This window comes from Streptomyces sp. NBC_00775 (assembly GCF_036347135.1).
Taxonomy (GTDB): Bacteria; Actinomycetota; Actinomycetes; order Streptomycetales; family Streptomycetaceae; genus Streptomyces; species Streptomyces lutosisoli.
In genome coordinates this window covers 5836907-5858884 of record NZ_CP108938.1, presented here as the reverse complement: position 1 = coordinate 5858884, position 21978 = coordinate 5836907, and the positions used below count along the sequence as shown (strand labels likewise).

At 70.3% G+C, this 21978-nt stretch carries 23 protein-coding genes; 11 read left to right on the top strand and 12 right to left on the bottom strand.

Annotated features, from left to right (window positions below):
• Positions 1 to 104 precede the first annotated feature (104 nt).
• Positions 105 to 866 carry a phosphoglyceromutase gene (locus OIC96_RS26170; RefSeq protein WP_327429761.1) on the bottom strand — a complete coding sequence of 254 codons (762 nt, stop codon included), beginning with the start codon at positions 864 to 866 and terminating at the stop codon, positions 105 to 107.
• A 152-nt stretch (positions 867 to 1018) separates the two neighbouring features.
• Between OIC96_RS26170 and OIC96_RS26165 the strand changes: the two genes are divergently transcribed.
• A complete protein-coding gene (locus OIC96_RS26165; protein WP_330305507.1) occupies positions 1019 to 2272 on the top strand; it encodes an MDR family MFS transporter in 1254 nt (417 codons plus the stop codon).
• Positions 2273 to 2338: 66 nt separating this feature from the next.
• Here OIC96_RS26165 and OIC96_RS26160 read toward each other — a convergent pair whose 3' ends face one another.
• Positions 2339 to 2764: a DUF2000 domain-containing protein gene (locus OIC96_RS26160; protein WP_330305508.1), complete on the bottom strand. Its 426-nt coding sequence runs from the start codon at positions 2762 to 2764 to the stop codon at positions 2339 to 2341.
• Positions 2765 to 2813: 49 nt separating this feature from the next.
• Between OIC96_RS26160 and OIC96_RS26155 the strand changes: the two genes are divergently transcribed.
• Positions 2814 to 3656, top strand: a complete 843-nt coding sequence (locus tag OIC96_RS26155; protein ID WP_330305509.1) for a helix-turn-helix transcriptional regulator — start codon at positions 2814 to 2816, stop codon at positions 3654 to 3656.
• Here the strand turns inward: OIC96_RS26155 and OIC96_RS26150 are convergent.
• The 3 genes from OIC96_RS26150 to mshA all read right to left on the bottom strand — a co-directional run bounded on the left by OIC96_RS26150 (position 3635) and on the right by mshA (position 7338).
• Positions 3635 to 5380 carry a glycosyl hydrolase family 28-related protein gene (locus OIC96_RS26150; RefSeq protein WP_330305510.1) on the bottom strand — a complete coding sequence of 582 codons (1746 nt, stop codon included), beginning with the start codon at positions 5378 to 5380 and terminating at the stop codon, positions 3635 to 3637. The two genes, OIC96_RS26155 and OIC96_RS26150, sit on opposite strands and share 22 nt — an antisense overlap.
• A 127-nt stretch (positions 5381 to 5507) precedes the next feature.
• Complete coding sequence (locus OIC96_RS26145; protein ID WP_330305511.1) at positions 5508 to 6008, bottom strand: YbjN domain-containing protein; 501 nt, start codon at positions 6006 to 6008, stop codon at positions 5508 to 5510.
• Positions 6001 to 7338 (bottom strand): D-inositol-3-phosphate glycosyltransferase, encoded by a 1338-nt coding sequence (gene mshA / locus OIC96_RS26140; RefSeq protein ID WP_330305512.1) that lies wholly within the window; start codon positions 7336 to 7338, stop codon positions 6001 to 6003. The genes OIC96_RS26145 and mshA overlap by 8 nt, the downstream gene beginning before the upstream one ends.
• A gap of 262 nt (positions 7339 to 7600) precedes the next feature.
• Between mshA and OIC96_RS26135 the strand changes: the two genes are divergently transcribed.
• From OIC96_RS26135 to OIC96_RS26125, 3 genes are all read left to right on the top strand, one after another.
• Positions 7601 to 8419, top strand: a complete 819-nt coding sequence (locus OIC96_RS26135) for a class I SAM-dependent methyltransferase (RefSeq protein ID WP_330305513.1) — start codon at positions 7601 to 7603, stop codon at positions 8417 to 8419.
• A 243-nt stretch (positions 8420 to 8662) separates the two neighbouring features.
• Complete coding sequence (locus OIC96_RS26130) at positions 8663 to 9748, top strand: C40 family peptidase (RefSeq protein ID WP_330305514.1); 1086 nt, start codon at positions 8663 to 8665, stop codon at positions 9746 to 9748.
• Positions 9749 to 10120: 372 nt separating this feature from the next.
• Positions 10121 to 11449 carry a PP2C family protein-serine/threonine phosphatase gene (locus tag OIC96_RS26125; RefSeq protein ID WP_330305515.1) on the top strand — a complete coding sequence of 443 codons (1329 nt, stop codon included), beginning with the start codon at positions 10121 to 10123 and terminating at the stop codon, positions 11447 to 11449.
• 42 nt (positions 11450 to 11491) lie between these two features.
• Here OIC96_RS26125 and OIC96_RS26120 read toward each other — a convergent pair whose 3' ends face one another.
• The 5 genes from OIC96_RS26120 to OIC96_RS26100 all read right to left on the bottom strand — a co-directional run bounded on the left by OIC96_RS26120 (position 11492) and on the right by OIC96_RS26100 (position 14830).
• Positions 11492 to 11830, bottom strand: coding sequence for a DUF2516 family protein (locus OIC96_RS26120; protein ID WP_327435087.1), 339 nt, complete (start codon positions 11828 to 11830; stop codon positions 11492 to 11494).
• Between the two features lie 117 nt (positions 11831 to 11947).
• On the bottom strand, positions 11948 to 12538 hold the full coding sequence (locus tag OIC96_RS26115; protein WP_330305516.1) for a hypothetical protein: 591 nt from the start codon (positions 12536 to 12538) through the stop codon (positions 11948 to 11950).
• A gap of 89 nt (positions 12539 to 12627) precedes the next feature.
• A complete protein-coding gene (locus OIC96_RS26110; protein WP_330305517.1) occupies positions 12628 to 13131 on the bottom strand; it encodes a helix-turn-helix domain-containing protein in 504 nt (167 codons plus the stop codon).
• A gap of 107 nt (positions 13132 to 13238) precedes the next feature.
• Positions 13239 to 13691: a DUF1062 domain-containing protein gene (locus tag OIC96_RS26105; RefSeq protein ID WP_330305518.1), complete on the bottom strand. Its 453-nt coding sequence runs from the start codon at positions 13689 to 13691 to the stop codon at positions 13239 to 13241.
• Positions 13692 to 14221: 530 nt separating this feature from the next.
• Positions 14222 to 14830: a TetR/AcrR family transcriptional regulator gene (locus OIC96_RS26100; RefSeq protein WP_330305519.1), complete on the bottom strand. Its 609-nt coding sequence runs from the start codon at positions 14828 to 14830 to the stop codon at positions 14222 to 14224.
• Positions 14831 to 14990: 160 nt separating this feature from the next.
• Between OIC96_RS26100 and OIC96_RS26095 the strand changes: the two genes are divergently transcribed.
• The 4 genes from OIC96_RS26095 (at position 14991) to OIC96_RS26080 (ending at position 18207) form a co-directional block, all read left to right on the top strand.
• A complete protein-coding gene (locus OIC96_RS26095; RefSeq protein ID WP_330305520.1) occupies positions 14991 to 15758 on the top strand; it encodes an SDR family NAD(P)-dependent oxidoreductase in 768 nt (255 codons plus the stop codon).
• A 257-nt stretch (positions 15759 to 16015) separates the two neighbouring features.
• Positions 16016 to 16690 carry a type 1 glutamine amidotransferase domain-containing protein gene (locus tag OIC96_RS26090; protein ID WP_330305521.1) on the top strand — a complete coding sequence of 225 codons (675 nt, stop codon included), beginning with the start codon at positions 16016 to 16018 and terminating at the stop codon, positions 16688 to 16690.
• A gap of 131 nt (positions 16691 to 16821) precedes the next feature.
• Positions 16822 to 17208: a PPOX class F420-dependent oxidoreductase gene (locus OIC96_RS26085; protein ID WP_330310172.1), complete on the top strand. Its 387-nt coding sequence runs from the start codon at positions 16822 to 16824 to the stop codon at positions 17206 to 17208.
• A 117-nt stretch (positions 17209 to 17325) separates the two neighbouring features.
• Complete coding sequence (locus tag OIC96_RS26080) at positions 17326 to 18207, top strand: GNAT family N-acetyltransferase (RefSeq protein ID WP_330305522.1); 882 nt, start codon at positions 17326 to 17328, stop codon at positions 18205 to 18207.
• Positions 18208 to 18257: 50 nt separating this feature from the next.
• Here the strand turns inward: OIC96_RS26080 and OIC96_RS26075 are convergent, their stop codons facing one another.
• Both OIC96_RS26075 and OIC96_RS26070 read right to left on the bottom strand, forming a co-directional pair.
• Entirely contained in the window at positions 18258 to 19124 is an 867-nt protein-coding gene (locus tag OIC96_RS26075) for an RNA polymerase sigma-70 factor (protein WP_330305523.1), read from the bottom strand.
• Positions 19121 to 19699, bottom strand: a complete 579-nt coding sequence (locus OIC96_RS26070) for a carboxymuconolactone decarboxylase family protein (RefSeq protein ID WP_330305524.1) — start codon at positions 19697 to 19699, stop codon at positions 19121 to 19123. The genes OIC96_RS26075 and OIC96_RS26070 overlap by 4 nt, the downstream gene beginning before the upstream one ends.
• 256 nt (positions 19700 to 19955) lie before the next feature.
• On the opposite strand from OIC96_RS26070, the gene OIC96_RS26065 reads away from it, so the two are divergent.
• The gene (locus tag OIC96_RS26065) at positions 19956 to 20894 is read left to right on the top strand and encodes an NAD-dependent epimerase/dehydratase family protein (RefSeq protein ID WP_330305525.1); all 939 of its coding nucleotides are present in this window, start codon (positions 19956 to 19958) and stop codon (positions 20892 to 20894) included.
• Positions 20891 to 21826 (top strand): RNA polymerase sigma-70 factor, encoded by a 936-nt coding sequence (locus OIC96_RS26060; RefSeq protein ID WP_330305526.1) that lies wholly within the window; start codon positions 20891 to 20893, stop codon positions 21824 to 21826. Before OIC96_RS26065 ends, OIC96_RS26060 begins: the two co-directional genes overlap by 4 nt.
• Positions 21827 to 21978: the final 152 nt, after the last annotated feature.

The following is a 21978-nucleotide window of genomic DNA, read 5'->3' as shown; positions in this document are numbered from 1 at the left end:
TCCGGCGACAGGAGCCCGAGGGCTGACGGCCCAGAGTGGTCCCAGAACGCGAAAATGCCTCCCATCCGCGCCGTATGCGCAGGTGGGAGGCATGATCACGTTCTCTACTTCTTCTTGCCCTGGTTCTTGACCGCCTCGATGGCGGCCGCGGCCGCCTCCGGGTCGAGGTAGGTGCCGCCAGGGTTGACGGGCTTGAAGTCGGCGTCCAGCTCGTAGGCGAGGGGGATGCCCGTCGGGATGTTCAGGCCCGCGATGTCGGCGTCGGAGATGCCGTCGAGGTGCTTGACGAGGGCGCGGAGGCTGTTGCCGTGGGCCGCGACCAGGACCGTGCGGCCCGCGAGGAGGTCGGGGACGATGCCGTCGTACCAGTACGGGAGCATGCGGACGACGACGTCCTTCAGGCACTCCGTGCGGGGGCGCAGCTCCGGCGGGATCGACGCGTAGCGCGGGTCGTCCGACTGGGAGAACTCCGTGCCGTCCTCGAGCGCCGGCGGCGGGGTGTCGTACGAGCGGCGCCACAGCATGAACTGCTCCTCGCCGAACTCGGCGAGGGTCTGGGCCTTGTCCTTGCCCTGGAGGGCGCCGTAGTGGCGCTCGTTCAGGCGCCAGGAGCGGTGGACCGGGATCCAGTGGCGGTCTGCGGACTCCAGCGCGAGCTGGGCGGTGCGGATCGCGCGCTTCTGGAGCGAGGTGTGGACCACGTCGGGCAGCAGGCCGGCGTCCTTGAGCAGCTCACCGCCGCGGACTGCCTCCTTCTCGCCCTTCTCGTTGAGATTGACGTCCACCCAACCGGTGAACAGGTTCTTCGCGTTCCATTCGCTCTCGCCGTGGCGGAGGAGGATCAGCTTGTACGGTGCGTCGGCCATGCGTACGAGCGTAATGGAAGCCTTCGTCCCCTCGCTCACGCGCCCGCAGACCGGACAGTTGACGGCATCTGTTAATTGAGTGGCTCCCCGACAGCCCCGACTCGTAAGTTGTGCTCACCGCCTGAGCCGCTTACGTCCGTGGGGGACCAGCCATGCCATTCGCCGTCATGAGACGCGCTGCCCGAGAGACCGTCTCGGGGCTCCCCCGCGAGTTCTGGTGGCTGTGGACCAGCACACTCGTCAACCGGCTCGGTGCTTTCGTCGCCACCTTCATGGCGCTGTACCTGACGCTCGACCGCGGCTACTCCGCCTCGTACGCCGGTCTCGTGGCGTCGCTGCACGGCCTCGGCGGCGTCGTCTCCTCGCTCGGCGCCGGCGTGATGACCGACCGGCTCGGGCGGCGGCCCACCCTGCTCATCGCGCAGGTGTCGACGGCCTTCTCCGTCGCGCTGCTCGGTTTTATGCACCACCCGGTGGCGATCGCCGCCGTCGCCTTCCTGGTGGGGATGGCTTCCAACGCCTCGCGGCCCGCCGTGCAGGCGATGATGGCCGACATCGTCCGGCCCGAGGACCGCGTCCGCGCGTTCTCCCTCAACTACTGGGCCATCAACCTCGGCTTCGCCGTCTCCTCCATGGGGGCCGGATTCATCGCCGAGTTCAGCTATCTCGCGGGCTTCCTCATCGAGGCCGGCATGACCCTGATCTGCGCGCTCGTCATCTTCGCGAAGCTGCCGGAGTCCAAGCCGGTCCTCACGGCCAAGGCCGCCTCCGAACCCGCCGTCGGCCTCGGAACCGTCCTGCGCGACGGGCGCTACATGAGCGTCGTCGGGCTGTCCTTCCTCGTCGCCCTCGTCTTCCAGCAGGGCTCCGTCGGACTGCCGGTCGCGATGGGCGCGGCGGGCTTCACCCCCGCCGACTACGGCATGGCGGTCGCCGTCAACGGGGTGCTGATCGTGGCGTTGCAGATCCCCGTCACGCGCTTCATCGAGCACCGGGACCCGAAGCGGCTGCTGGTCATCTCGTCCCTGCTCGCCGGGTACGGCTTCGGGCTCACCGCCTTCGCCGGATCGGTCGGCGTCTTCGCCCTCACTGTGTGCGTGTGGACCCTGGCGGAGATCGTCAACGCGCCCACCCAGACGGGGCTCGTCGTCCGGCTATCCCCGCTGCACGGCCGCGGCCGCTACCAGGGCATGTACACCCTGTCCTGGTCCCTCGCCGCGCTCGTCGCCCCGCTGATGTCCGGCGTCGTCATCGACCGGTTCGGCGCGGAGTGGCTGTGGGGGCTGTGCGCGGTGGTGGGTACGGGGGCGGGGGTCGGGTATGGGGTGCTGATGCGGCGGCTTCCGGTGGAGGAGACGGTCGTGGAGACCCCGACGACGGCGCGGGCGGAGGTCACTCCGGTCTAGCCGCCCCCGTCTGGCCGTCCCCATCTAGCCGTCCCCATCTGGTCGTCCCGGTCCGGTCGCCCCGGTCTAGGGGTGCATCCGCGCCCCCTTCATCACCTTGTCCACCGCGTTCCGCGGCCCGTACACCGCGAGCCCCACAAGGTCCAGCTCCCCCGTCGGTACGGCCCGCACGGCCGCCCGGTTGTCGCGGTCGTTGCCGGTGGTGAAGAGGTCGGAGGTGAAGGCGGCTCGGGGCAGGGCGCGGGACAGCACGCGCGCGTGGGCTGCCGTCAACGTCTCCTTGGTGCCCTCGAAGACGAGGACCGGCTGGCGGAACATCGGCAGATAGGCGACCTCGTCCGCGTCGGCGTACGGCTCTCCGATCACCTCGGGAACCGCCGTCCCCAGGCCGCTGACCAGAAAAGCGGTCACATTAAGTCGTTGCCAGGTCTCCAGGTCCTCCCGCAGCAGTACGGCGATCTTGGTGTCGAAGCGGATGGGCTGCTCACTCATGCACCGAGACTGTCCGACGCCGTACGACATCGTCTTGTACGTTCTTTGCATGGCCCCTCAGGCCCCTCAGGCCCCTCAGGCCCTTCCGGCCCTTCCGGCCCCTCAGCGGGAGATCACCGCATGGCGCCCGCACATCCCGGGTGTCGTGGAGGTCTTCCACGCCCACTACACCGAGTACGCGTACCCCATGCACGTACACGAGGCGTGGACGCTGCTGATCGTCGACGACGGTGCCGTGCGGTACGACCTCGACCGGCATGAGCACGGCACCCCGCACGACACGGTGTCGCTGCTGCCGCCGCACGTGCCGCACAACGGGTCGCCGGCCACTGAGCACGGTTTCCGCAAGCGGGTCCTGTATCTCGACAGCACGCATCTCGCCGAGGAACTCATCGGGCCCGCGGTGGACGGGCCCGACGTGGTGGATCCCGTACTGCGGCGCCGCGTCGGGCAGTTGCACACGGCGCTCGGGCACCCCGGGGACGAGCTGGAGGCCGCGAGCAGGCTGACCCTGATCGCCGAGCGGCTGCGCGGCCATCTGCGCCCCCGGATCACCCGGGAACTCCCGCGCGCCGACCCTCCGCTCGCGGTCCGCCTGCGTGAACTCCTCGACGCACGCCTCGTCCAGGGCATCGCCCTCGACGAGGCGGCCGAGCTCGTGCACGCCCATCCAGCCCACCTGGTACGGGCGTTCAGCGGTGCGTACGGCATCGCCCCGCACCAGTACCTGATGTCCCGCCGTGTCGACCGCGCCCGCCGGCTCCTCCTGGAGGGCGGAAAGCCGGCCGAAGTGGCCACGGCGACCGGCTTCTACGACCAGTCCCATCTGACGCGCCACTTCGGGCGGTTGGTGGGGGTCTCCCCCGGTCGCTATCGCTCCAGCTCGCGCTGAGCCTCGTACAGATTCCGCGGGCGTACGACGTCGGTGGTGCCGTACAGCTCCACGCGCGCGTGCAGGTCTCCGGTGAAGTCGGGTACGTCGGTCTGGTCGAACTCCGTCACCTCGTTGACGCCCACGGTGGCGGAGTAGGGCGCGAGGCCGTCGATCTTCATCAGGCCGGCGCGGGCGTTGGTGACGCGGATGTTCCAGTGGGTGAAGCGGGCGCCGAACAACGGTCCCGCGCTGGCGTCGCCGCCGTGGCGGCCGTTGTTGTTCACCGTGATGTCCGTGCGGACGTTGGCGAAGGGCATGCCCCGGTGGGAGTCGAAGGTGCCCATCTGCATCTCGCCGCGCGACCAGACGTTGGAGGAGGACAGGCCCTCGACGTTGATGCCGTGGAGCTGGGTTCCGGCGGGGGCCGGGACCGTGCGCTGCTCGATCGTGAAGTCCTCGATGAGGTTGTCGTGCGAGCCCTCGCGGCAGAAGTACGGGTGGTGCGAGCCGCGGCCCGCGACCGTCGTACGGCGCAGGGTGCAGGCGGAGGCGGCGACGAGGCCGAAGCCGTTGTCGACATGGCGTACGACGATGTCGTCGGCCCAGCAGTCGTACGCGCACTGGAAGACGACCCCGTTGTAGCCCTTGTCGAGGAGGTGCGGGGACTGCGGGGTTTCCACGGCCTCCAGGGTGAGGCCCTCGACTCCCGAGCCGGTCAGTTCCTGTACGTGGGTGGTCAGACGCGGGTCCCATTCGGGGCGTACGTCGAGCGGGAGGGGTCGTTCGAGGGTGACTTTGCGGCCGTGGACGTGCGCGATGCGGACGGGCCACTCGTAGGGGACGTACGACGTCAGTTTCGTCTTGTCGTCCCAGTAGTACGCCTCGGGGCCCGGGCCGCCGCCCGCCATGTGCTCCAGGAGCGTGTGGCCGGCGTCGTCGGCGAGGCGCAGGAGGACCAGCCTGCCCGGCTTCAGCGCGGAGGCGTCGGCGACCGTCACCGTCCAGGAGCCCTGGCGTGCGGGTTCGACGGTCGTCAGCGTCTGCCACTCGTCGCGCTTGTTGCCGGTCCAGCCCTCGAAGGGCCAGGCCTTCGCCTTGATGGCGGTCGTCAGCGTCGTGAAGCGGTCCGTCGGGCAGAACCAGATGAGTCCGCCCGCCCAGGACCAGGACGACTTGTCGCCGCCGTAACGGGATCCGTAGACGCCGATCAGCTCGGTGAGGTTCTTGGTGGCGTACAGCTTCGTACGGTCGCTGCCGGCGCCGCGCAGTACGACGTTCGAGTGCCCGACGCGGATCAGGTCGTCGATGCGGAAGGTGCCGGGCGGGATGAGAACCGTGCCACCGCCGGCCCTTCCGGCGGCAGCGATGGCACGGTTGATCGCGGGGGCGCAGTCCGTGGTGCCGTCGTCGGCCACGGCTCCGTAGTCGCGTACGTCGGCCACGACGGGCCGGCGGGGGAAGCGCGTCGCCCCGCCGTCGCGGCCGGACCTGCCGACGTACGGGATCTGCGGGTGGGTGAAGGGGGTGCGGGTGAACTCCCTCCAGAGGGCGGGCACTTGCCCTTGTGGTGCGGATGGTGAGGGCGGTGCGGACGGCGCGGCGGCTGTCGCCGTTCCGCCGGTCACGGCGACGGCCACCACGGCTGTGGCGCCGCCGAGCAGGCTGCGTCTGGTGATGCCCGAATACCCGTTGCGCCCATACCCGTCGCGCCTATAACCGTTGCGCCCATACCCATTGCTCATGTCCGTCCGCCCTCCATCGCTTTCCATGGATGTGAACGACGTTCAGATCTGCGTCGGCGGTGAGCATGCCACGGGGACCCCAGGCTGGGAAGGGGTCATGCAGCTGCTAATCAGTGGGCGAGGGAGGTCAGTTGGCGGGGCGCTGAGTCAGATGTGTGAACGCGTCCAGGTTGCGGGTCGACTCGCCGCGGGACACCCGCCAGGCGTACTCCTTGCGGATCGCGGAGGCGAAACCGAGCTCAAGGAGCGTGTTGAACGATCCGTCGGCGGCCTCCAGGACCGAGCCGAGGAGGCGGTCGATCTCGTCCGGGGTGACGGCGGCCAGCGGCAGTTTTCCGGTCACATAGATGTCGCCGAGGGGGTCGACCGCGTAACCGACCCCATAGAGCTTGAGGTTGCGCTCCAGGAGCCAGCGGTGGACGCCCGGTTCGTTCTCGTCGGGGTGGCGGATCACGAAGGCGTTCAGCGACAGCGAGTGCCGGCCGACGATCAGCGAGACGGTCGTCGACAGCTTGCGGGTGCCGGGGAGCTTCACCACGTAGTGGCCGCTCTCGGGGCTCTCCCATTCGAGTTCGGCGTCCTTCAGGACCCCCTCGACGACCTGCGCCGCCTGCTGTACGTCAGCCATGGTGGGAGCGTACGCGACGCCTGTGGGCCTGCATCGCCGCCGTGTAGACGTCCGCCGTGGCCGCCGCGGCGGTGTCCCAGCCGAAGTGCTCCGCGTGGCGCGCGGCGGCGGCTCCCATCCGTGCCGCAAGCGTCTCGTCGTCCGCGAAATCGCGCAGCACGCGCGCGTAGGCGGCGGGATCGTGGCCCTTGACCAGGAAGCCGGTCTCCTGGTGGCGCACGGCGACGGGCAGCCCGCCGACCTCGGCCGCGATCACCGGCGTACCGGCCGCCTGTGCCTCTATGGCGACCAGCCCGAAGGACTCGCTGTACGAGGGCATGACCAGCACCGACGCGGCCCGGAACCAGTCCGCGAGCTGCTCCTGCCCGACGGGCGGCCGGAAGCGTACGACGTCGGCGACACCGAGCCGCGCGGCGAGCTTCTGCAGCCCCTCGGGCTTGGCGAGACCGCTGCCGCTGGGACCGCCCACTATGGGGACCACGATGTGCGAGCGCAGCTCGGGGCGCTCGTCCAGGAGGACGGCGATCGCGCGCAGCAGCACGTCGGGGGCCTTCAGGGGCTGTATGCGGCCCGCGAAGAGGGGGATCAGGGCGTCCTGCGGAAGGCCGAGGCGGGCACGGGCGGCGGCGCGGCCGTCGGCGGGCCGGAAGCGGTCCAGGTTCACGCCCGGGTGGACGACGGCGACCTTGCCGGGGTCGGCTTCGTAGTGGCGTACGAGTTCGTCGGCCTCCTCCGCGGTGTTCGCGATGAGGCGGTCGGCGGCGCGCACGATCTGGGTCTCGCCGATGACACGGGCGGCGGGCTCGGGGGTGTCCCCCTCGGCCAGCGCGGCGTTCTTGACCTTGGCCATGGTGTGCATCGCGTGCACCAGGGGGGCGCCCCAGCGCTCGGCGGCGAGCCAGCCGACGTGGCCGGAGAGCCAGTAGTGGGAGTGCACCAGGTCGTAGTAGCCGGGGCGGTGACCGGCCCAGGCCTGCATGACGCCGTGCGTGAAGGCGCACAGCTGGGCGGGTAGCTCTTCCTTGGCGAGGCCTTCGTAGGGGCCGGCATCGACGTGCCGGACGAGGACGCCGGGCGCGAGCTCGACGGTCGGCGGCAGGGCGGCCGTGGTGGCCCGCGTGAAGATCTCGACCTCGATGTTGATCGCGGCGAGGCGCTGGGCGAGCTCCACGATGTACACGTTCATGCCGCCCGCGTCGCCCGTGCCGGGCTGGTGCAGGGGTGAGGTGTGCACGGAGAGCATCGCGACGCGACGGGGCCTGCGGTGCAGCCTGAGCCGGGAGGGCGCCGCCGGGGAGCGTCGCCCGAGCCTGCCGACGTACTGGCTCACGTGGCGTTCCTCCTCGCTGCGGGCATGCCTGTCGGAGGGTGCAGTGCGCCCTCCGACAGGGGGAACGCCGGAGGGTGCTGCTCCATTTCCTCTTTGCCGAATCATTACCGGGTGTCGCTCAACCGTTCGAGGGTGGGGCGGGTTGCGTGTTGGCTGCGGGTGGGTGGGGGTTGCTCGCGCAGTTCCCCGCGCCCCTTAAGGGGCGCGGGGGGCCTGGGCACCAGCGCAGGGTGCCCCCAGACGGGCGCATACCCTCGTACGTATGACAGCCCGCGCAGCGTCCCGCCCCGTGGGGACCGTGACGCGTGGGACGACGAACCCCAACCGGCTGCGCCGCATGGACCGCTGGATCGCGGCGGTGCACGGCGCCGAACTCCGCCGCGCCACCGACCCCGTGGCGGTCGACCTCGGCTACGGCGCCGCCCCCTGGACCGCGGTCGAGCTGCTGGCGCGGCTGCGCACCGTCGCCCCCCGCGCGCGCGTGGTGGGCGTCGAGATCGAACCGGCAAGGGTGGCGGCCGCGCGCCCGTACGAGCGCGAGGGTCTCGTCTTCCGGCACGGCGGCTTCGAGGTACCGGTGCAGGGCAGCCCGGCACTCATCCGCGCGGCGAACGTACTGCGCCAGTACGACGAGGAGCAGGTGGCCGAGGTGTGGCAGCGCCTGTGCGCCCGCCTCGCACCGGCGAACCCCGCGACCGGCTCCCGGGGCGGCCTGCTCGTCGAGGGCACGTGCGACGAGATCGGCCGCCGGCACGTCTGGGTCGCCCTCGGCCCGGAGGGCCCCCGCACGGTCACCTTCGCCACCCGCCTCGGCTCCCTGGACCGCCCGTCCGACCTCGCCGAACGTCTGCCGAAGGCCCTCATCCACCGCAATGTCCCGGGCGAACCCGTACACGCGTTCCTGCGCGACTTCGACCGCGCCTGGGCGTCCGCCGCGCCCTACGCCTCGTACGGCGCCCGGCAGCGCTGGATACGCGCGGTCCGCGACCTGACGGCCGGCTGGCCGGTGGCGGACGGGGTGACGCGCTGGCGGCAGGGCGAAGTCACCGTGCGCTGGGAGGCGTTGGCGCCGCGCAGGTGATCGCGGCCCGCGCCGAGGGACCGTTCGGGGTGCGCGGCGGCGCGTGCCTGGCCGATACAGGCGCCTGACCTGCGGGGAACGAACTCCGTGACTGGTTCGTCACACAGGCGGGGAGATCGTCTTGTGGAGGCGGGCTGGGGGGAAGGGAGTTCTTGCCCGCCTCTGTCGCATTGCGCGTCGACATGGCACGATCCCCCAGGCGTCCGTAAGTTACTGACGGTAAATCAGTTGGGGGGCGGAGTAATGGGATCCGGCAAGCGGAGCCTGACCACGATGGCCATGGCCCTGGCGTGCGCATGTGCCTGCGCGGTGCTGGCGGCACCCGGCGTGGCGTATGCGAGCCCGACACCCACACCGACCCGGACCCCCACGGCTACACCAACACCCGTGAGCAACAAGGACCTTGAAGCCGTCCGCAAGAAGCTCGACAAGCTCTACCACGCGGCGGCGGTGGCCACGGACGCGTACAACGCGGCGGAGGAGAAGGCCCAGAAGCAGTCCGCCGAGATCGTCGATCTGGCCCGCGAGATCGTCAAGGGCCAGGCGAAACTGGACAAGTTGAAGGACCGCGCGGGCGCCGCGGCCCGTGCGCAGTACCGCGGGGGCGGGCTGCCGCCCGAGGCCCGGCTGTGGCTGAGCGACGACCCGCAGGAGTTCCTGGACGGCGCGGGGCGCGTGCGGCAGGGCGAGCACGCGGCCAAGGGGCTGCTCGCGGAGATGACCCGCACCCAGCAGGACTTGGAGCAGTACGCGAAGGACGCCTCCGCGCAGTGGAAGAAGCTGGAGGCCAACCGCAAGACCAAGGCCGAGGCCAAGAAGAAGATCAAGGAGCGGATCGCCGACGCCGAGAAGCTGGAGTCCCAGCTGGAGAAGGAGGAGAAGGAGCGGCTGGCGAAGCTGGAGGAAGAGGCCGCCTACCAGGCACAGACCGCCTGGCTGAGCTCCGGCGTCCTCGCGGAGATCAACAGCAAGGCGTCCGAGCAGGGCAAGAAGGCCGTGAAGTACGCGACCGGCCAGATCGGCAAGCCGTACGAGTGGGGAGCCGAGGGCCCGGGGTCGTACGACTGCTCGGGGCTGACCTCCCAGGCCTGGGCCTCCGCCGGACACGGCATCCCCCGCACCTCGCAGGAGCAGTGGAAGCAGCTCACCCGCGTCGACATCAAGGACATGCGCCCCGGCGACCTGATCATCTACTTCGACGACGCCAGCCATGTCGGGATGTACATAGGGGACGGCGCGATCGTGCACGCCCCGAGGCCCGGGCGGACGGTGACGATCACGGGAGCCGGGTCGATGCCGATCCTGGGGGTCGTACGACCGGACGCGTGACGTCTGCCGCGGGGATCGCCGGCGTACCCATCCCCTCCCATCTCATCCCAATCCCGGGCGGATCGGCGCCGTACCCACCCTGTGTGGACCGGCCGCGTACCCAAATGAGGCACCCCAGGTGACGCGCCCCACGTGACGCACCACACGGTTGCCCTCCCGGATCAACCTCCGGGACGTGACCTTCGTCATCCCAGGTGAACCCGCATCCTGTCCAAGTGCGGTACAGGATGCGGCATATGACGGTGGCCATCTGCCGGACGCCGTGCCGCACACCATTCCGTTGCGGCACCGGCTGGCGCTATGGTCCCCGTCGGTGGGTGTCGAGGACCTTCGCCCCACCACGCCCTCGGGGGGAGGGAAGGAACCCAGACGATGCCCGTACCCGTACCGCGGCAGAGAGCGATCCCGGCCGTGGAGAGTGGTCAGGCTCTAGCCGCGTTCTCGCCCGGCGGCCCCTCCGGAGAACCTGCCGGCGGCCCGACCCTGGCAGCACCGGCGCCTCGCGCCACCAGCCCTCTCGACAGCACCACCAACCTGACCCTGCTGGTCATCGAGGACGACCCGGCCGGTTCGCTCGGCGTGCCCGACATGCTCGACGCGGCGGGCAAGCCGATCCGTATCCGTACCGCCCGCAACCTCACCGAGGCCGAGCGGCTGCTGACCGACGACGTCCACTGCATCCTGCTCGACCTCGCCCTGCCGGTGTCGGGCCGCGCCGCCGCCGGCGACGACGAGCTGGCCACGCTCAAGCATGTGCTGCGGCTCGCGCCCCAGCACGCCGTCCTCGCGCTCACCGCGTCGGGGGACGCCGAGCGCGGCGCGGAGGCGGTGCGCGTCGGCGCCCAGGACTACCTCTTCCGTGACGAACTGGACGGACGGCTGCTGAGCCGCGCGATCCGGTACGCGGTGGAGCGGAAACGTTCCGACAAGGCCGAGCGACGGCTCACCGAGTCGAAGCTGCGCGCCCAGGAGAACGCACGCCTGGAGCGCGGTCTGCTGCCGACGCCCCTCCTGGAGGGTTCCCCGCTGCGCTTCGCCGCGCGCTACCGCCCGGGCCGCTCCCGCGCGCTGCTCGGCGGCGACTTCTACGACACCGTCCGTACGCCCGACGGAACCGTGCACGCGATGATCGGTGACGTCTGCGGGCACGGGCCCGACGAGGCGGCGCTCGGCGTGGAGCTGCGCATCGCCTGGCGCGCGCTGACGTTCGCGGGCCTGTGCGGAGACGAACTCCTCTCGACCCTCCAGCAGGTCCTGGAGCACGAGCGTGAGAACGACGAGATCTTCGCGACGGTCTGCACCGTGGACATCGCACCGGACGGCCGCCGCGCCGGGCTCTGCCTGGCCGGCCACCCGTCCCCGCTGATCTCCCGCCCGGGCCGGCCCGCCGAACTCCTGCCGTACGAGAACAACGGACCGGCGCTCGGTCTGGTGCCGCACGCCCGCTGGCCGCGGATGCAGGTGGAGCTGGGCGCCGCCTGGAGCCTGATGCTCTACACCGACGGTCTGATCGAGGGCCACATCGGCGAGGGCAAGGAACGGCTCGGCCAGGACGGCATGGTGGACTTGGTCCGCCGTCAGCTCGCCCAGGGGCTGGAGGGCGAGGAACTGCTGCGCGCGGCGGTGAGCGAGGTGCGCGCGCTCAACGGCGGGGAACTGACGGACGACGTGGCGGTGCTGCTGCTGGACCGGACTCCCTGACGGGGGGTCACGGGAGTCCCTGACGGGGGTCAGGGACGGGGGTCAGCGGCCGCCGTTGTAGGGCCCGTACGGGCCGTCGCTGCTGCTTCCGCCGCGGCGGCCGCGGCCGCCGCCGGAGACCTGGCGGAGGGCGGGACGGACGTCGACGAAGAAGACGATCGTGGCGACCAGGCCCGCGATCTGCACGAAGAGCATCGGGACCCAGAGGTTCACGGCCACCGTGATACCGAGGATGATCAGCCAGAACATCTTGTTCTGCTTGTCAGCAGCGCGGTAGGCGTCCTCGCGGGCCACCGCGGCCAACACCAGTGCCACCACGGCGAGCACCAGCATGGCCGTGAAGATCAGCCACATGAAGCCGCCGAATGCCGTCAACAGCACAATGCCCACCGCCCGGGTCGAATCGTCTCTACGGCCACCGTACCCGGAGAACGGGCCGGGAACTCTGAGAGTGCCCGGCCCGTCTTCGTACGGCGAAACGGTCTTGCCGTCGCTCGCCTACTTGGCGGGCGACGTCGTCTTCTTGGCGGTGGCCTTGCGGGCCGGGGCCTTCTTGGCGGCCGTCTTCTTGGCCGCGGCGGGCTCGGCGGCGGCCTCGGCCGGCTGCTCCTCGCCCTTGACCTCGACCGGCTCGGCCTTCGGCTCGACGACCGCGGCCAGCTCCTCGATCTCCTCGGCGGCCTCGCCGCGCCAGGTCTTCACGGTCTGCTCGCCGTGCTCGGCGACCTTCTCGTACGTCTCCCGGGCCTTGACGGCGTACTCGGCGGCGACGCCGACACCGCGCAGGGCGAGGTCCTGAGCGGACTCACCGAGCTTCTTCAGGTCGGTGTCGAGGGTGCCGATGAACTCCGTCACCTTGGCCTGGATGGTCTCCTGCGCCTCCTTGGCGCGGGCGGCGGCCTTCTCCTGGACGGCGTTCGGGTCGATGTTCTTCACGGTCTCGATGCGCGCCGGGGCCTCGGCGCGGATCTGCTCCACGATGCCGGGGACCTTCTTGGCCTGCTGGACGGCCAGGTCGGCGGTGCCGGCGAGGAAGTAGAGCGGGGTCGGGTCCGTGGCGGCCTTGCGGATGTCGTCGGTGATGGCCATGGCGATGGTCCTCCGGTATTCGCTTTCAGCTGAGGGTTTTGGTGATCGGCGACGGACCGGCCTGTCGGTGGTCTTTCCGGCGGTGCTGTTCAACTGGCGGTCTGCTGCGGATCGGCATCGCTGCCGTCGGCCGTGCGGGGGCCGCGGGCGGCGGTGTCCTGCGGGTGCTGGGCATCCGATATGTCCTGCGCCACGCCCTGGTTCGCGTCCGAGGTCGCATCCTGGGGCGCTTCCTGCGTGATCTCGAACCCGTTCTCCTTGCGGAAGGACTCGTAGATCTGGAGCAGCACCTGCTTCTGCCGCTCGTTCAGCGTGGGATCGGCGAGGATGACGGCGCGCGTCTCCACCTCGTCCCGGTCCCGCTCGGCGTCGAGGATGCCGGCCCGCACGTACAGCGTCTCGGCGGAGATCCGCAGCGCCTTGGCGACCTGCTGCAACACCTCCGCGCTCGGCTTGCGCAGCCCGCGCTCGATCTGGCTCAGATACGGATTGGACACGCCGGCGGCGTCGGCGAGCTGCCGCAGTGACAGCTGCGCGCTGCGCCGCTGTTCCCGCAGATACTCACCAAGATTGCCGACGTTGAGCGATGCCATGCCTCCTACCTTGCACCAACTCCGCTAACTATTGCAAGCACCTTGCTTGCAATAGTGCGCCACGCCACTCGGGCGGAGGAGTGAGGCCGAGCACGAACCTTCGGCGCTCAGACGCACCGGTCACACCGGTATCCCCGCCGCAGAGCGGACCGAGGCCAGGCCAACCCCGGCACAGGCGCCCACCGGCCGCGGCGCGCCCGGTGCGACGGCGGACCGTACGGCGACTGCCAGGCCGGCCGCCCAGTTCGACCCGAGCCGCCCACGTCGCGGCGCCGCATGACCGGGTCCTGGAGCAGCGCGGCTGCCAGGCCGGGGGCGTTGCCGTGCAGCAGCCTCAGGACCTCGGGCCGTACGGAACGCACGTTCACCCGCTCCAGGACAGTGACCTTGGCGGTGTCCCCGCACCCGGTGCACAGCGCGAGGAGCCAGGCGTCGAGGAGCTTGTGGTTCGCGTTGACGCGGAACTTGCCGTTCGGCCGGAAGCGCCCGGAGGCGCACCTGTGGCAACGGCGGAGAACGATCGGCAGGCAGGTGGGCACGACCACCCAGTTCTTGGACACAGAAATACACCGGTTCCAGTGAGAAGACCGCAGCGAAAAGGAGCGCGGCGCACAGGTGCGACGCGCGACGGATCAGCGCTCGGGGGGTCTCACTTGGTGTACAACGGCACGTCCTTGACAGGGCGACTGTGGGCGCGAGAACGGTAACGGCACACGAGGGTGCGGTTCCACGGATTTTCGGGCGGTTGGCGATACCTCTCGACGGGCGCCCGCAGGGAGCAGGCGAGTTCGGCCACGCAAGCCGGGAAGGCCCACCGAGGCAGCAGCAGCCCGTGAGGGATCCCACAAGCCGCTCGACCGCTGGCGCGAGGACGCCAAGGGGGGTTATCGTCGAGAGGTAGAACGACCGGTCTTCCTACCTCTTGAGGGTGGGCGTCTCGGCCTTCCGGACGGGACTGCCAACCAGGCAAGCGACTGCCAGTGGGTCCCGGTGCACGTCGAACAGAGATGAAAGCTCCATGAAGCCAATCCGCGCCCTGGCTTGCCCGGGGTCCAACAGGGGGCCGGTGTTTCGCGCGGCCTCGATGGGGTCAGCCTCCCGATCGGATCAGGCGGACCGCGTCCAGCAGGGTCTTGTGGGCGGCCGTCGAGTCGTCCAGGTAGCCGGCCGCCATCGCTCCGTCGTACAGCATCAGCAGGGCGCCGGCGGCCGACTTGGGGTCGGTGTGGCCGAGCCGGGTGAGCAGTTCCTGGAAGAGGGTGCGGATCCAGTCCCGGTGAGATGTCACCAGGCCGCGGACCGGATGGGTGGCGTCCGGGTACTCGGCGGCCGCGTTCATGAACGGCGATCCCCGAAAGCCACGCTCACGGGCGTGCTCGGCGATCGCCTCGAAGATCCGGTCGATCGCTTCCGCGGGCGGGTGCGCGGCGGCCAGTGGTTCGGCCACGTCCTTGTAGTAGGCGTCCTTGGTCAGCAGATAGGCCACGACAAGGTCGTCCTTGGCGGCGAAGTGCCGGTAGAAGGTCGCCTTCGTCACCCCGGCCTCGGCGATCAGCCGCTCCACACCGATCGCGCGTACGCCCTCGTAGTAGAACAGCCGCGACGCGGCCCTGACCAGGCGTTCGCGAGGCGGCAGGTCTCCCTCGACCGTGCTCTGCTGATGCTTGGCGTCGGTGGTCTTCTGCCCAGTGCTGCTCACCTCCCCATTGTGCCCTCGGCCCTGCCTTGAGCGGCCTCCACCCCTGTACGGCCCTCGCCGGCAGGGCTGTCTTCCCCCTGTCCCGTACGACCCGTATCCCCTACGACCCGTATCCCGTACGGCCCACTACAACGCGGCCGTTCATCGAAAGGCTTGAACCATGACGCAGACTCGTCGTCTTGAAGGAACCGTCGCCCTGGTCACCGGAGCCTCCAGCGGCATCGGCCACGCCACCGCGCTGGAGCTCGCCCGCGAGGGCGCCTCCGTGGCCCTGGTCGGACGGCGCGAGGACCGGCTCACCGGCCTCGCCACGGAAATCTCCGAGGAGGGCGGGAAGGCTCTGGTCGTGCCCGCCGACATCACCACCGCCCAGGCCGCCGCGGAAGCGGTCGAGCGGACCGTCGAGGGCCTTGGCCGCCTGGACATCCTGGTCAACAACGCCGGCCTCATGCTCCTCGGGCCCACCCCCGGCGCGGACCTGAACGACTGGCAGCGCATGATCGACATCAACCTCATGGGCCTGATGTACACCACCCACGCGGCCGTCCCCCACCTGGTCAAGGCCGCCGCCGACGCGCCGCGCCAGGTCGCCGACATCATCAACATCAGCTCGGTGAACGGCCGCACCGCCTTCGCCATGTCCGCCGTGTACAGCGCCACCAAGTTCGGCGTCGGAGGCTTCAGCGAGGCACTGCGCCAGGAACTGGGGCGCCAGCACGTCCGCGTGTCCGTCGTCGAGCCGGGCAGCGTCGACACCGAACTGCGCACCCACAACTCGGAAGTCGTCCAGCAGCTGATCGTGGCCGGCCTGGGCGACATCGAGCGGCTGCAGAGCCAGGACATCGCCGACGCCATCGGCTACATCGCCACCCGCCCCCGGCACGTCGCCGTCAACGAGATGCTCGTACGCCCCACCGAGCAGGGCTGAACACCATCCCCGTGGCCAACCCCGAGGCGGGCAAGGAGGCGTGATGGCGGCCCACACCCCTCTCACCTGTCACGCCGGCCGACACCATCGTCCGCGTCTGCCTGCGCTTCATGGCAGGCGTCTACATCGGCTGGGCTCAGTGCCGACCGCCGCCTGAGGCGCCGACCAGGAGTTCGTCACGGTCGACGCCTCAGGCGGCGATGCGTAGTTGACCGAAAGGAACTGTGGGAAAAGTGAGACGGAAGAAAATTCTGGCGGTGGTGACCAATCAGGCCACCTACGGGGCGAGCAAGCACCTGACCGGCCTCTGGCTCGGTGAACTCGTCCATTTCCACGACAAGGCGGTGGCAGACGGCCACACCGTGGATGTGGTCAGCCCGGCCGGCGGCGAGGTGCCACTCGATCCTCGAAGCCTCGGCCGCTTGTTCGCCGACCGGACGGTTCGCGATTATCGAGCCGACCCGGCCTTCATGACCTCCCTGAAGTCCACTGCTTCCGTGGCCGACGCAGATCCGGACGACTACTCCACGATCTTCTTCACGGGCGGGCACGGCACCATGTGGGACTTTCCCGACAACGCCGACCTGCGGCGAACAGCCGAGGCCATCCACGCCGGGGGCGGCATCGTCTCCTCGGTCTGCCATGGCGCCTGCGCCCTCATCAACCTCCGTGATGCCGACGGGAATCCGCTCGTACGGAACCGCACCGTCACCGGCTTCGCGACGGTCGAGGAAAGACTGGCCGGCGTGAAGAGCAGGGTGCCGTTCCTGCTGGAGGACGAATTGCGCGCGAAGGGAGCCACATACGTGCGCTCCACCGTCCCGATGACGCCGCACGCCGTGCGCGACGGCCGCCTGATCACAGGCCAGAACCCGGTGTCCACCAAGGCCGTCAGCGACTTGATTCTCGCCGCCTTGGCCGAGACCGAGTAACAAGCCAAATCGAGCTGCACCCGTACTCCCCTCAGGCCGAGAGCACGAAGGCTGCCCCCGAACTGACATCGCAGTACGCCGCCCAAGTGGCCAACGACCCCGAACGCAATAACAAGGAGCAGAAACGCACCATGGACGACACGCTGCTGGAACGGCTCGGCGCCGGCAAGTACCTGCTCGTCACCAGCTACCGCAAGAACGGCACCCCGGTCACCACCCCGGTGTGGGTGGTGCGCGACGGTGACACGCTGGGCGTGCGGACCCCCGCAGACTCCTGGAAGGTCAAGCGGATCCGGGCACGCGGCGACATCCTCGTCGGCCCCTGCGACCTGCGCGGCAACCCGACGGGGGACCAGATCCCGGCCACCGCCGAGATCGCCGACAAGGCAACCGGCGCCCGCTACCGCTCGCTCATCGCCCGCAAGTACGGCATCCTCGGCCGCCTCATGATTCTCGACAGCCGACTGCGCCGGGGAGCGGACGGGACGCTGGGCATCCGCGTGCGGCTCACCCCGTAACGGGTGACGCAGCGTCAACTCCAGGCCCGGCAGGGCTCGCCGAGGGTCGGCACGTCGGATGCGGCGCTCTTCGGGCATTCGCGATCCCCGCGTCGAGCGCATCGGAAATCATGAAGCATGCGCCCGGATGACTGGCACCTCACCGAAGACGTCGACGACTTTCTCGCCCGGGCCGGAGAGTTCCTGCGCTCACGGCCCGCCCTGCACGTCACGCCGCTGACAGCGATCGAGAGACTGCGCACACGCGGGGCGGCCGCATACGGCACCCAAGCCCCCCTCTTCGGCCGGCTGGAGCGAGCGGGCGAGGTCCGCGCCACCCTCCACCGCCTCCCGTCCCTCGGCCTGGGCCTCACCCCCCTCACCCCCGAGCAGGCCGACCTCCTCGCCGCCCACCTGGCCGCCCTCGGTCACTCCCTTCCCTACGTCAGCGCGGCCCACGACACCGCCACCGCCTTCGCCGAGGCCTGGCAGCGGCACACAGGCGCGACGCCGGCACTCCGCACACGGATCCGCCTGTACCGCCTCGGCACGCTCACCCCACCGCAGCCGGTCCCAGCGGGCCGGGGCCGGCCCGTGGGCGAGCAGGACCAGGAGCAACTCATGCGGTGGTGCCGTGAGTTCGCGACGGACGTCGGGGAAGTCGTCACCATCGACGCCGACTCCTGGGCCGGCACACGCTTCGCCGACAAACGCTTCACCTTCTGGGAGAGCCCGGACGGCACGCCCGTCTCCATGGCAGGCGTGAACCCGATGGTCGCCGGCGTGATCCAGGTGGACCCCGTCTACACCCCGGCCCACCTGCGCGGTCACGGCTACGCGGGCGCCGCGACGGTCGAGGTGAGCCGGGCCGCGCTGGCCGCGGGCGCCACGGACGTCGTGCTGCACGCGAACCCGGCCAACCCCACCAGCAACGCCCTCTACCAGCGCATCGGGTACCTCCCGATCACCGAATGGGCCGTGTACGACTTCGCGTACACCGAACCGGAGGTCGCTCAGTAACGCCTTCCTCTCCTTAACGCCTTCCTCTCCTTGCCGGAGCCGCAGCGGGTCTACCTGGCGAGTTCGGCCGGTTCGTCCAGCCGCGTCAGCTTCCGCGGGTTTCTCATCAGGTAGATCCGGGTGACCTGCCCGTTCTCCACCACGAGGCTCACCGCGGTCGGCTCGCCGTCGACCTCGAACCGGCCGGCGGGCGCGCCGTTGAGCCACACCGTCGTCGTCTCGAACGCGGCCGCCACCCGGTCCGCGCGCGCGAGCACCGTCGCCACCAGTTCGGCCCCGTGGATCGGAGCCAGCGCGGCGGCCGCGAACCCGCCGCCATCGGCGATCAGGACCACATCCGGCGCCATGACCTCCATCAGCTCCTGCAACTGCCCGGTGCGCAACGAGGCCAGGAACCGCTCCACCACGGCCTGTTGCTCCGACCGGCTCACCTGCGCCCGTGGCCGCCGAGCCGCCACATGCTCGCGTGAGCGCCGGGCGATCTGCCGCACCGTGGCCGAGGACTTCCCGATGGCCTCGGCGATCTCGCCGTACGGCATGTCGAAGACCTCGCGGAGCACGAACACCGCCCGCTCCGTCGGCCCGAGCGTTTCCAGGACGGTCAGCATCGCGATCGACACGCTCTCCGCGAGTTCGATGTCCTCGGCGACATCAGGACTGGTCAGCAGGGGTTCCGGCAGCCACTCGCCGACGTATTCCTCGCGGCTGCGCGACAACGTCCGCAGGCGGTTGAGCGCTTGCCGCGTGACGATCCGGACGAGGTACGCCCGCGGGTCACGCACCTGCGTCTGGTCGACGTCGGCCCACCGCAGCCAGGACTCCTGGAGCACGTCCTCCGCGTCGGCCGCCGACCCGAGCATCTCGTAGGCGACCGTGAACAGCAGGCTGCGATGGGCGACGAACGGGTCCTCGGTCATACCGTCGACGCTACGTCGGAGTTCTCCGGCCGCGCGACGAGCGGAATCTCGCAGGCATCGGAGAAGCCCTGCGAGGTGATCCCGTTCGCATTGTTGTTCCTGGTCGCCATGTTGACGAAGGCGATGTACGCGGTGAGCTCGACCATCGCGGCCGGGCCGAGCCGGTCGAGCAGGCTCGCATGCAGCTCGTCGGTGACGGTCGGCGGCGTGTTCGTCATCGCCTCGGCGTACTCCAGCACGTCCCGCTCCAGCGGCGTGAACACCTCCGACTCCCGCCAGCGCGGCACCTGGCTCGCCTTGGCCAGGTCCAGGTTCTGGTTCTGCGCCTGGAAGTAGCCGACGTCGAGGCACCAGCCGCAGCCGACCTGTGCCGCGACGGCCATGTGCGCGAACGACTTGAGGCTCGCGTCGGCCGCGTCCCACTCGGCCAGCTTGGCCGAGAACTCCAGGTTGGACGTGGCGACCTTGGGGCTGTGCCACACCACCTCGACGGGCTCCGGAACGGCACCGAGCTGCTTGATCATGTTTTCGCTGAGCTCGGCGGGAAGCTCAGCCTTCGGGACGCGTAGCGCCATGGTGTCCTCCTTGGACATCTGCCTTGGACATCTGCCTGTTGGGCTGTTCGGCATGAAGACACCGCCGGGCCCGCGTATGTGACATCCACGATCGCCACCCGCCTGCGCCTGTCCTCGCTTCCCGTGTCACAGCCACCATCGCCACCCGCCTGTCCTCGCTCCCCATGTCACAGACGCCCGGGCTGTCTCGTCTCCGGGATGAGAGCCAATGCCGGAGTCAGGCCGGAATCAGGCCGGAATCAGGAAGGTAAAGGTGATGGTCATGCGGGTGTTCGTGGCAGGCGGGGCCGGGGTCCTGGGGCGGCGGCTGGTGCCGCAGCTCGTGGCCCGGGAGCACCAGGTGACGGCTTCGACGACGAGCGCGGCCAAGCTGGGCCTGCTGGAGCAGCTGGGCGCGGTGGGGGTCGTGATGGACGGGCTGGACGCGGTGTCGGTCGGTGAGGCGGTGGCCGCGGCCAGGCCCGACGTGATCGTGCACCAGATGACCGCCATCAGCCTCACTCACGCCGGCAAGCCCGATCTGAAGCACCCGGACCGCTGGTTCGCCACCACCAACCGGCTGCGCACCGAGGGGACGGACCACCTGCTGGCAGCCGCCGAGGCGACCGGCGTCTCCCATGTCGTCGCGCAGGGCTACGCCAGCTGGAACGGCATCCGCCAGGGCGGCTGGGTCAAGACCGAGGAGGACCCGCTGGACCTGATGACGGGAACGGCCGCGCAGGCGGGGATGGAGGCGATACGCCACGTCGAGGAGGTGGTCCTCAAGGCCGGCGGCGCGGTGATGCGATACGGCGCGTTCTACGGGCCGTACGCCATCGACGACCAGGTCGAGCTCATCCGCAAGCGGCAGTTCCCGCTCGTCGGGCGCTCCACCGGCTACAGCTCGTGGGTGCATCTCGACGACGCGGCGAGCGCTACCGTCCTGGCCGTGGAGCAGAAGGCGAGGGGCGTGTTCAACATCGTGGACGACGACCCGGCCCCGGCGAGCGAGTGGCTGCCGTACCTCGCGGCGTGCGCGGGGGCGAAGCGGCCGATGCGGGTGCCCAAGTGGCTGGCCCGGCTGCTGGCCGGGGAACAGGCGGTGGTGATGATGACCGAGGGGCGCGGCTTCTCCAACGCCAAGGCCAGGCGGGAGCTCGGCTGGGAACCGCGCTACCCCTCGTGGCGCCAGGGCTTCAAGGAGGAGCTGGCGTGACCCGGACCGAGGAGTTCGAGGAGCTACGACCGCTGCTGTTCTCGATCGCCTACCGGATCCTGGGCAGCGTGAGCGAGGCCGAGGACGCGGTCCAGGAGAGCTGGCTGCGCTTCGCGGCCTCCCGGGCACAGCCCGCGTCGGCCAAGGCCTTCCTCTCGGCCGTGGTCACCCGGGTCTCGATCGACGTACTGCGCTCGGCCCGTGTCCGGCGGGAGGAGTACGTCGGATCGTGGTTCCCCGAGCCGCTGCTGACCGACCCCTACGAGGATCCGGCGCGGTCGGCGGAGCTGGCCGACTCCGTGTCGATGGCGGCCCTGTTGCTGCTGGAGCGGCTCAGCCCGCTGGAGCGCGCCGTCTTCGTCCTGCGGGAGGTGTTCTGCTTCGGCTTCCCCGAGGTCGCGTCGGCGGTCGGGCGCTCGGAGGCTGCGTGCCGCCAGCTGGCGGTGCGGGCGCGGCGCCACATGGACGCGGGCCGGCCCCGGTTCGAGGCCGACCGCAGGGAGCGCGAGGAACTCGCCGGGCGATTCTTCGACGCGTTCAGAGAAGGGGACGTCGACGGGCTGCGGGAGCTGCTCGCCGCCGACGTGTCGATGGTCGGGGACAGCGGCGGCAAGGCCCCGCAGTGGGGCAGCGGCATCTTCGGCGCCGAGAACGTGGCCCGGCTGCTCGCCGCGATCGCCACGCCGTTCGTCCGTATCGGCGGCGTGGTGGAGCCGCAGGAGGTGAACGGCCAGCCGGGCGCGGTCTTCCGCGACCGGGACGGCAAGGTCGTCAACACCTTGGGGCTCGACATCCTCGACGGACGGATCCAGGCGATCCGCTCGGTCATCAACCCCGACAAGCTCGGGCACGTGGGTCCGGTGGCGGACGCCTGGGCGGTCACCCGCGAGGCGAGAGAGGCGAGCCGGCCACCGGTCGACCGGAAGAGCTGACCGCCTTCCGGACCACAGGACCACGAGACCACCGGACCACCGGACCACCGGACCGGGCAGGATTCCCGTACCGATCAGGATTCGAGAAGCGCGGGGCACGAAGCCGCAACTAGCCTGACCGTCACAGGCTTCAACGCGCTCCGCCGAGCCGT

What these genes read in the sequence shown, in the direction of transcription:
- OIC96_RS26170 (WP_327429761.1), bottom strand. Translation starts at nt 866, where the DNA reads ATGGCCGACGCACCGTACAAGCTGATCCTCCTCCGCCACGGCGAGAGC.
- OIC96_RS26165 (WP_330305507.1), top strand. Translation starts at nt 1,019, where the DNA reads ATGCCATTCGCCGTCATGAGACGCGCTGCCCGAGAGACCGTCTCGGGG.
- OIC96_RS26160 (WP_330305508.1), bottom strand. Translation starts at nt 2,764, where the DNA reads ATGAGTGAGCAGCCCATCCGCTTCGACACCAAGATCGCCGTACTGCTG.
- OIC96_RS26155 (WP_330305509.1), top strand. Translation starts at nt 2,814, where the DNA reads ATGGCCCCTCAGGCCCCTCAGGCCCCTCAGGCCCTTCCGGCCCTTCCG.
- OIC96_RS26150 (WP_330305510.1), bottom strand. Translation starts at nt 5,380, where the DNA reads ATGAGCAATGGGTATGGGCGCAACGGTTATAGGCGCGACGGGTATGGG.
- OIC96_RS26145 (WP_330305511.1), bottom strand. Translation starts at nt 6,008, where the DNA reads ATGGCTGACGTACAGCAGGCGGCGCAGGTCGTCGAGGGGGTCCTGAAG.
- OIC96_RS26135 (WP_330305513.1), top strand. Translation starts at nt 7,601, where the DNA reads ATGACAGCCCGCGCAGCGTCCCGCCCCGTGGGGACCGTGACGCGTGGG.
- OIC96_RS26130 (WP_330305514.1), top strand. Translation starts at nt 8,663, where the DNA reads ATGGGATCCGGCAAGCGGAGCCTGACCACGATGGCCATGGCCCTGGCG.
- OIC96_RS26125 (WP_330305515.1), top strand. Translation starts at nt 10,121, where the DNA reads ATGCCCGTACCCGTACCGCGGCAGAGAGCGATCCCGGCCGTGGAGAGT.
- OIC96_RS26115 (WP_330305516.1), bottom strand. Translation starts at nt 12,538, where the DNA reads ATGGCCATCACCGACGACATCCGCAAGGCCGCCACGGACCCGACCCCG.
- OIC96_RS26110 (WP_330305517.1), bottom strand. Translation starts at nt 13,131, where the DNA reads ATGGCATCGCTCAACGTCGGCAATCTTGGTGAGTATCTGCGGGAACAG.
- OIC96_RS26095 (WP_330305520.1), top strand. Translation starts at nt 14,991, where the DNA reads ATGACGCAGACTCGTCGTCTTGAAGGAACCGTCGCCCTGGTCACCGGA.
- OIC96_RS26085 (WP_330310172.1), top strand. Translation starts at nt 16,822, where the DNA reads ATGGACGACACGCTGCTGGAACGGCTCGGCGCCGGCAAGTACCTGCTC.
- OIC96_RS26080 (WP_330305522.1), top strand. Translation starts at nt 17,326, where the DNA reads ATGCGCCCGGATGACTGGCACCTCACCGAAGACGTCGACGACTTTCTC.
- OIC96_RS26075 (WP_330305523.1), bottom strand. Translation starts at nt 19,124, where the DNA reads ATGACCGAGGACCCGTTCGTCGCCCATCGCAGCCTGCTGTTCACGGTC.
- OIC96_RS26070 (WP_330305524.1), bottom strand. Translation starts at nt 19,699, where the DNA reads ATGGCGCTACGCGTCCCGAAGGCTGAGCTTCCCGCCGAGCTCAGCGAA.
- OIC96_RS26065 (WP_330305525.1), top strand. Translation starts at nt 19,956, where the DNA reads ATGGTCATGCGGGTGTTCGTGGCAGGCGGGGCCGGGGTCCTGGGGCGG.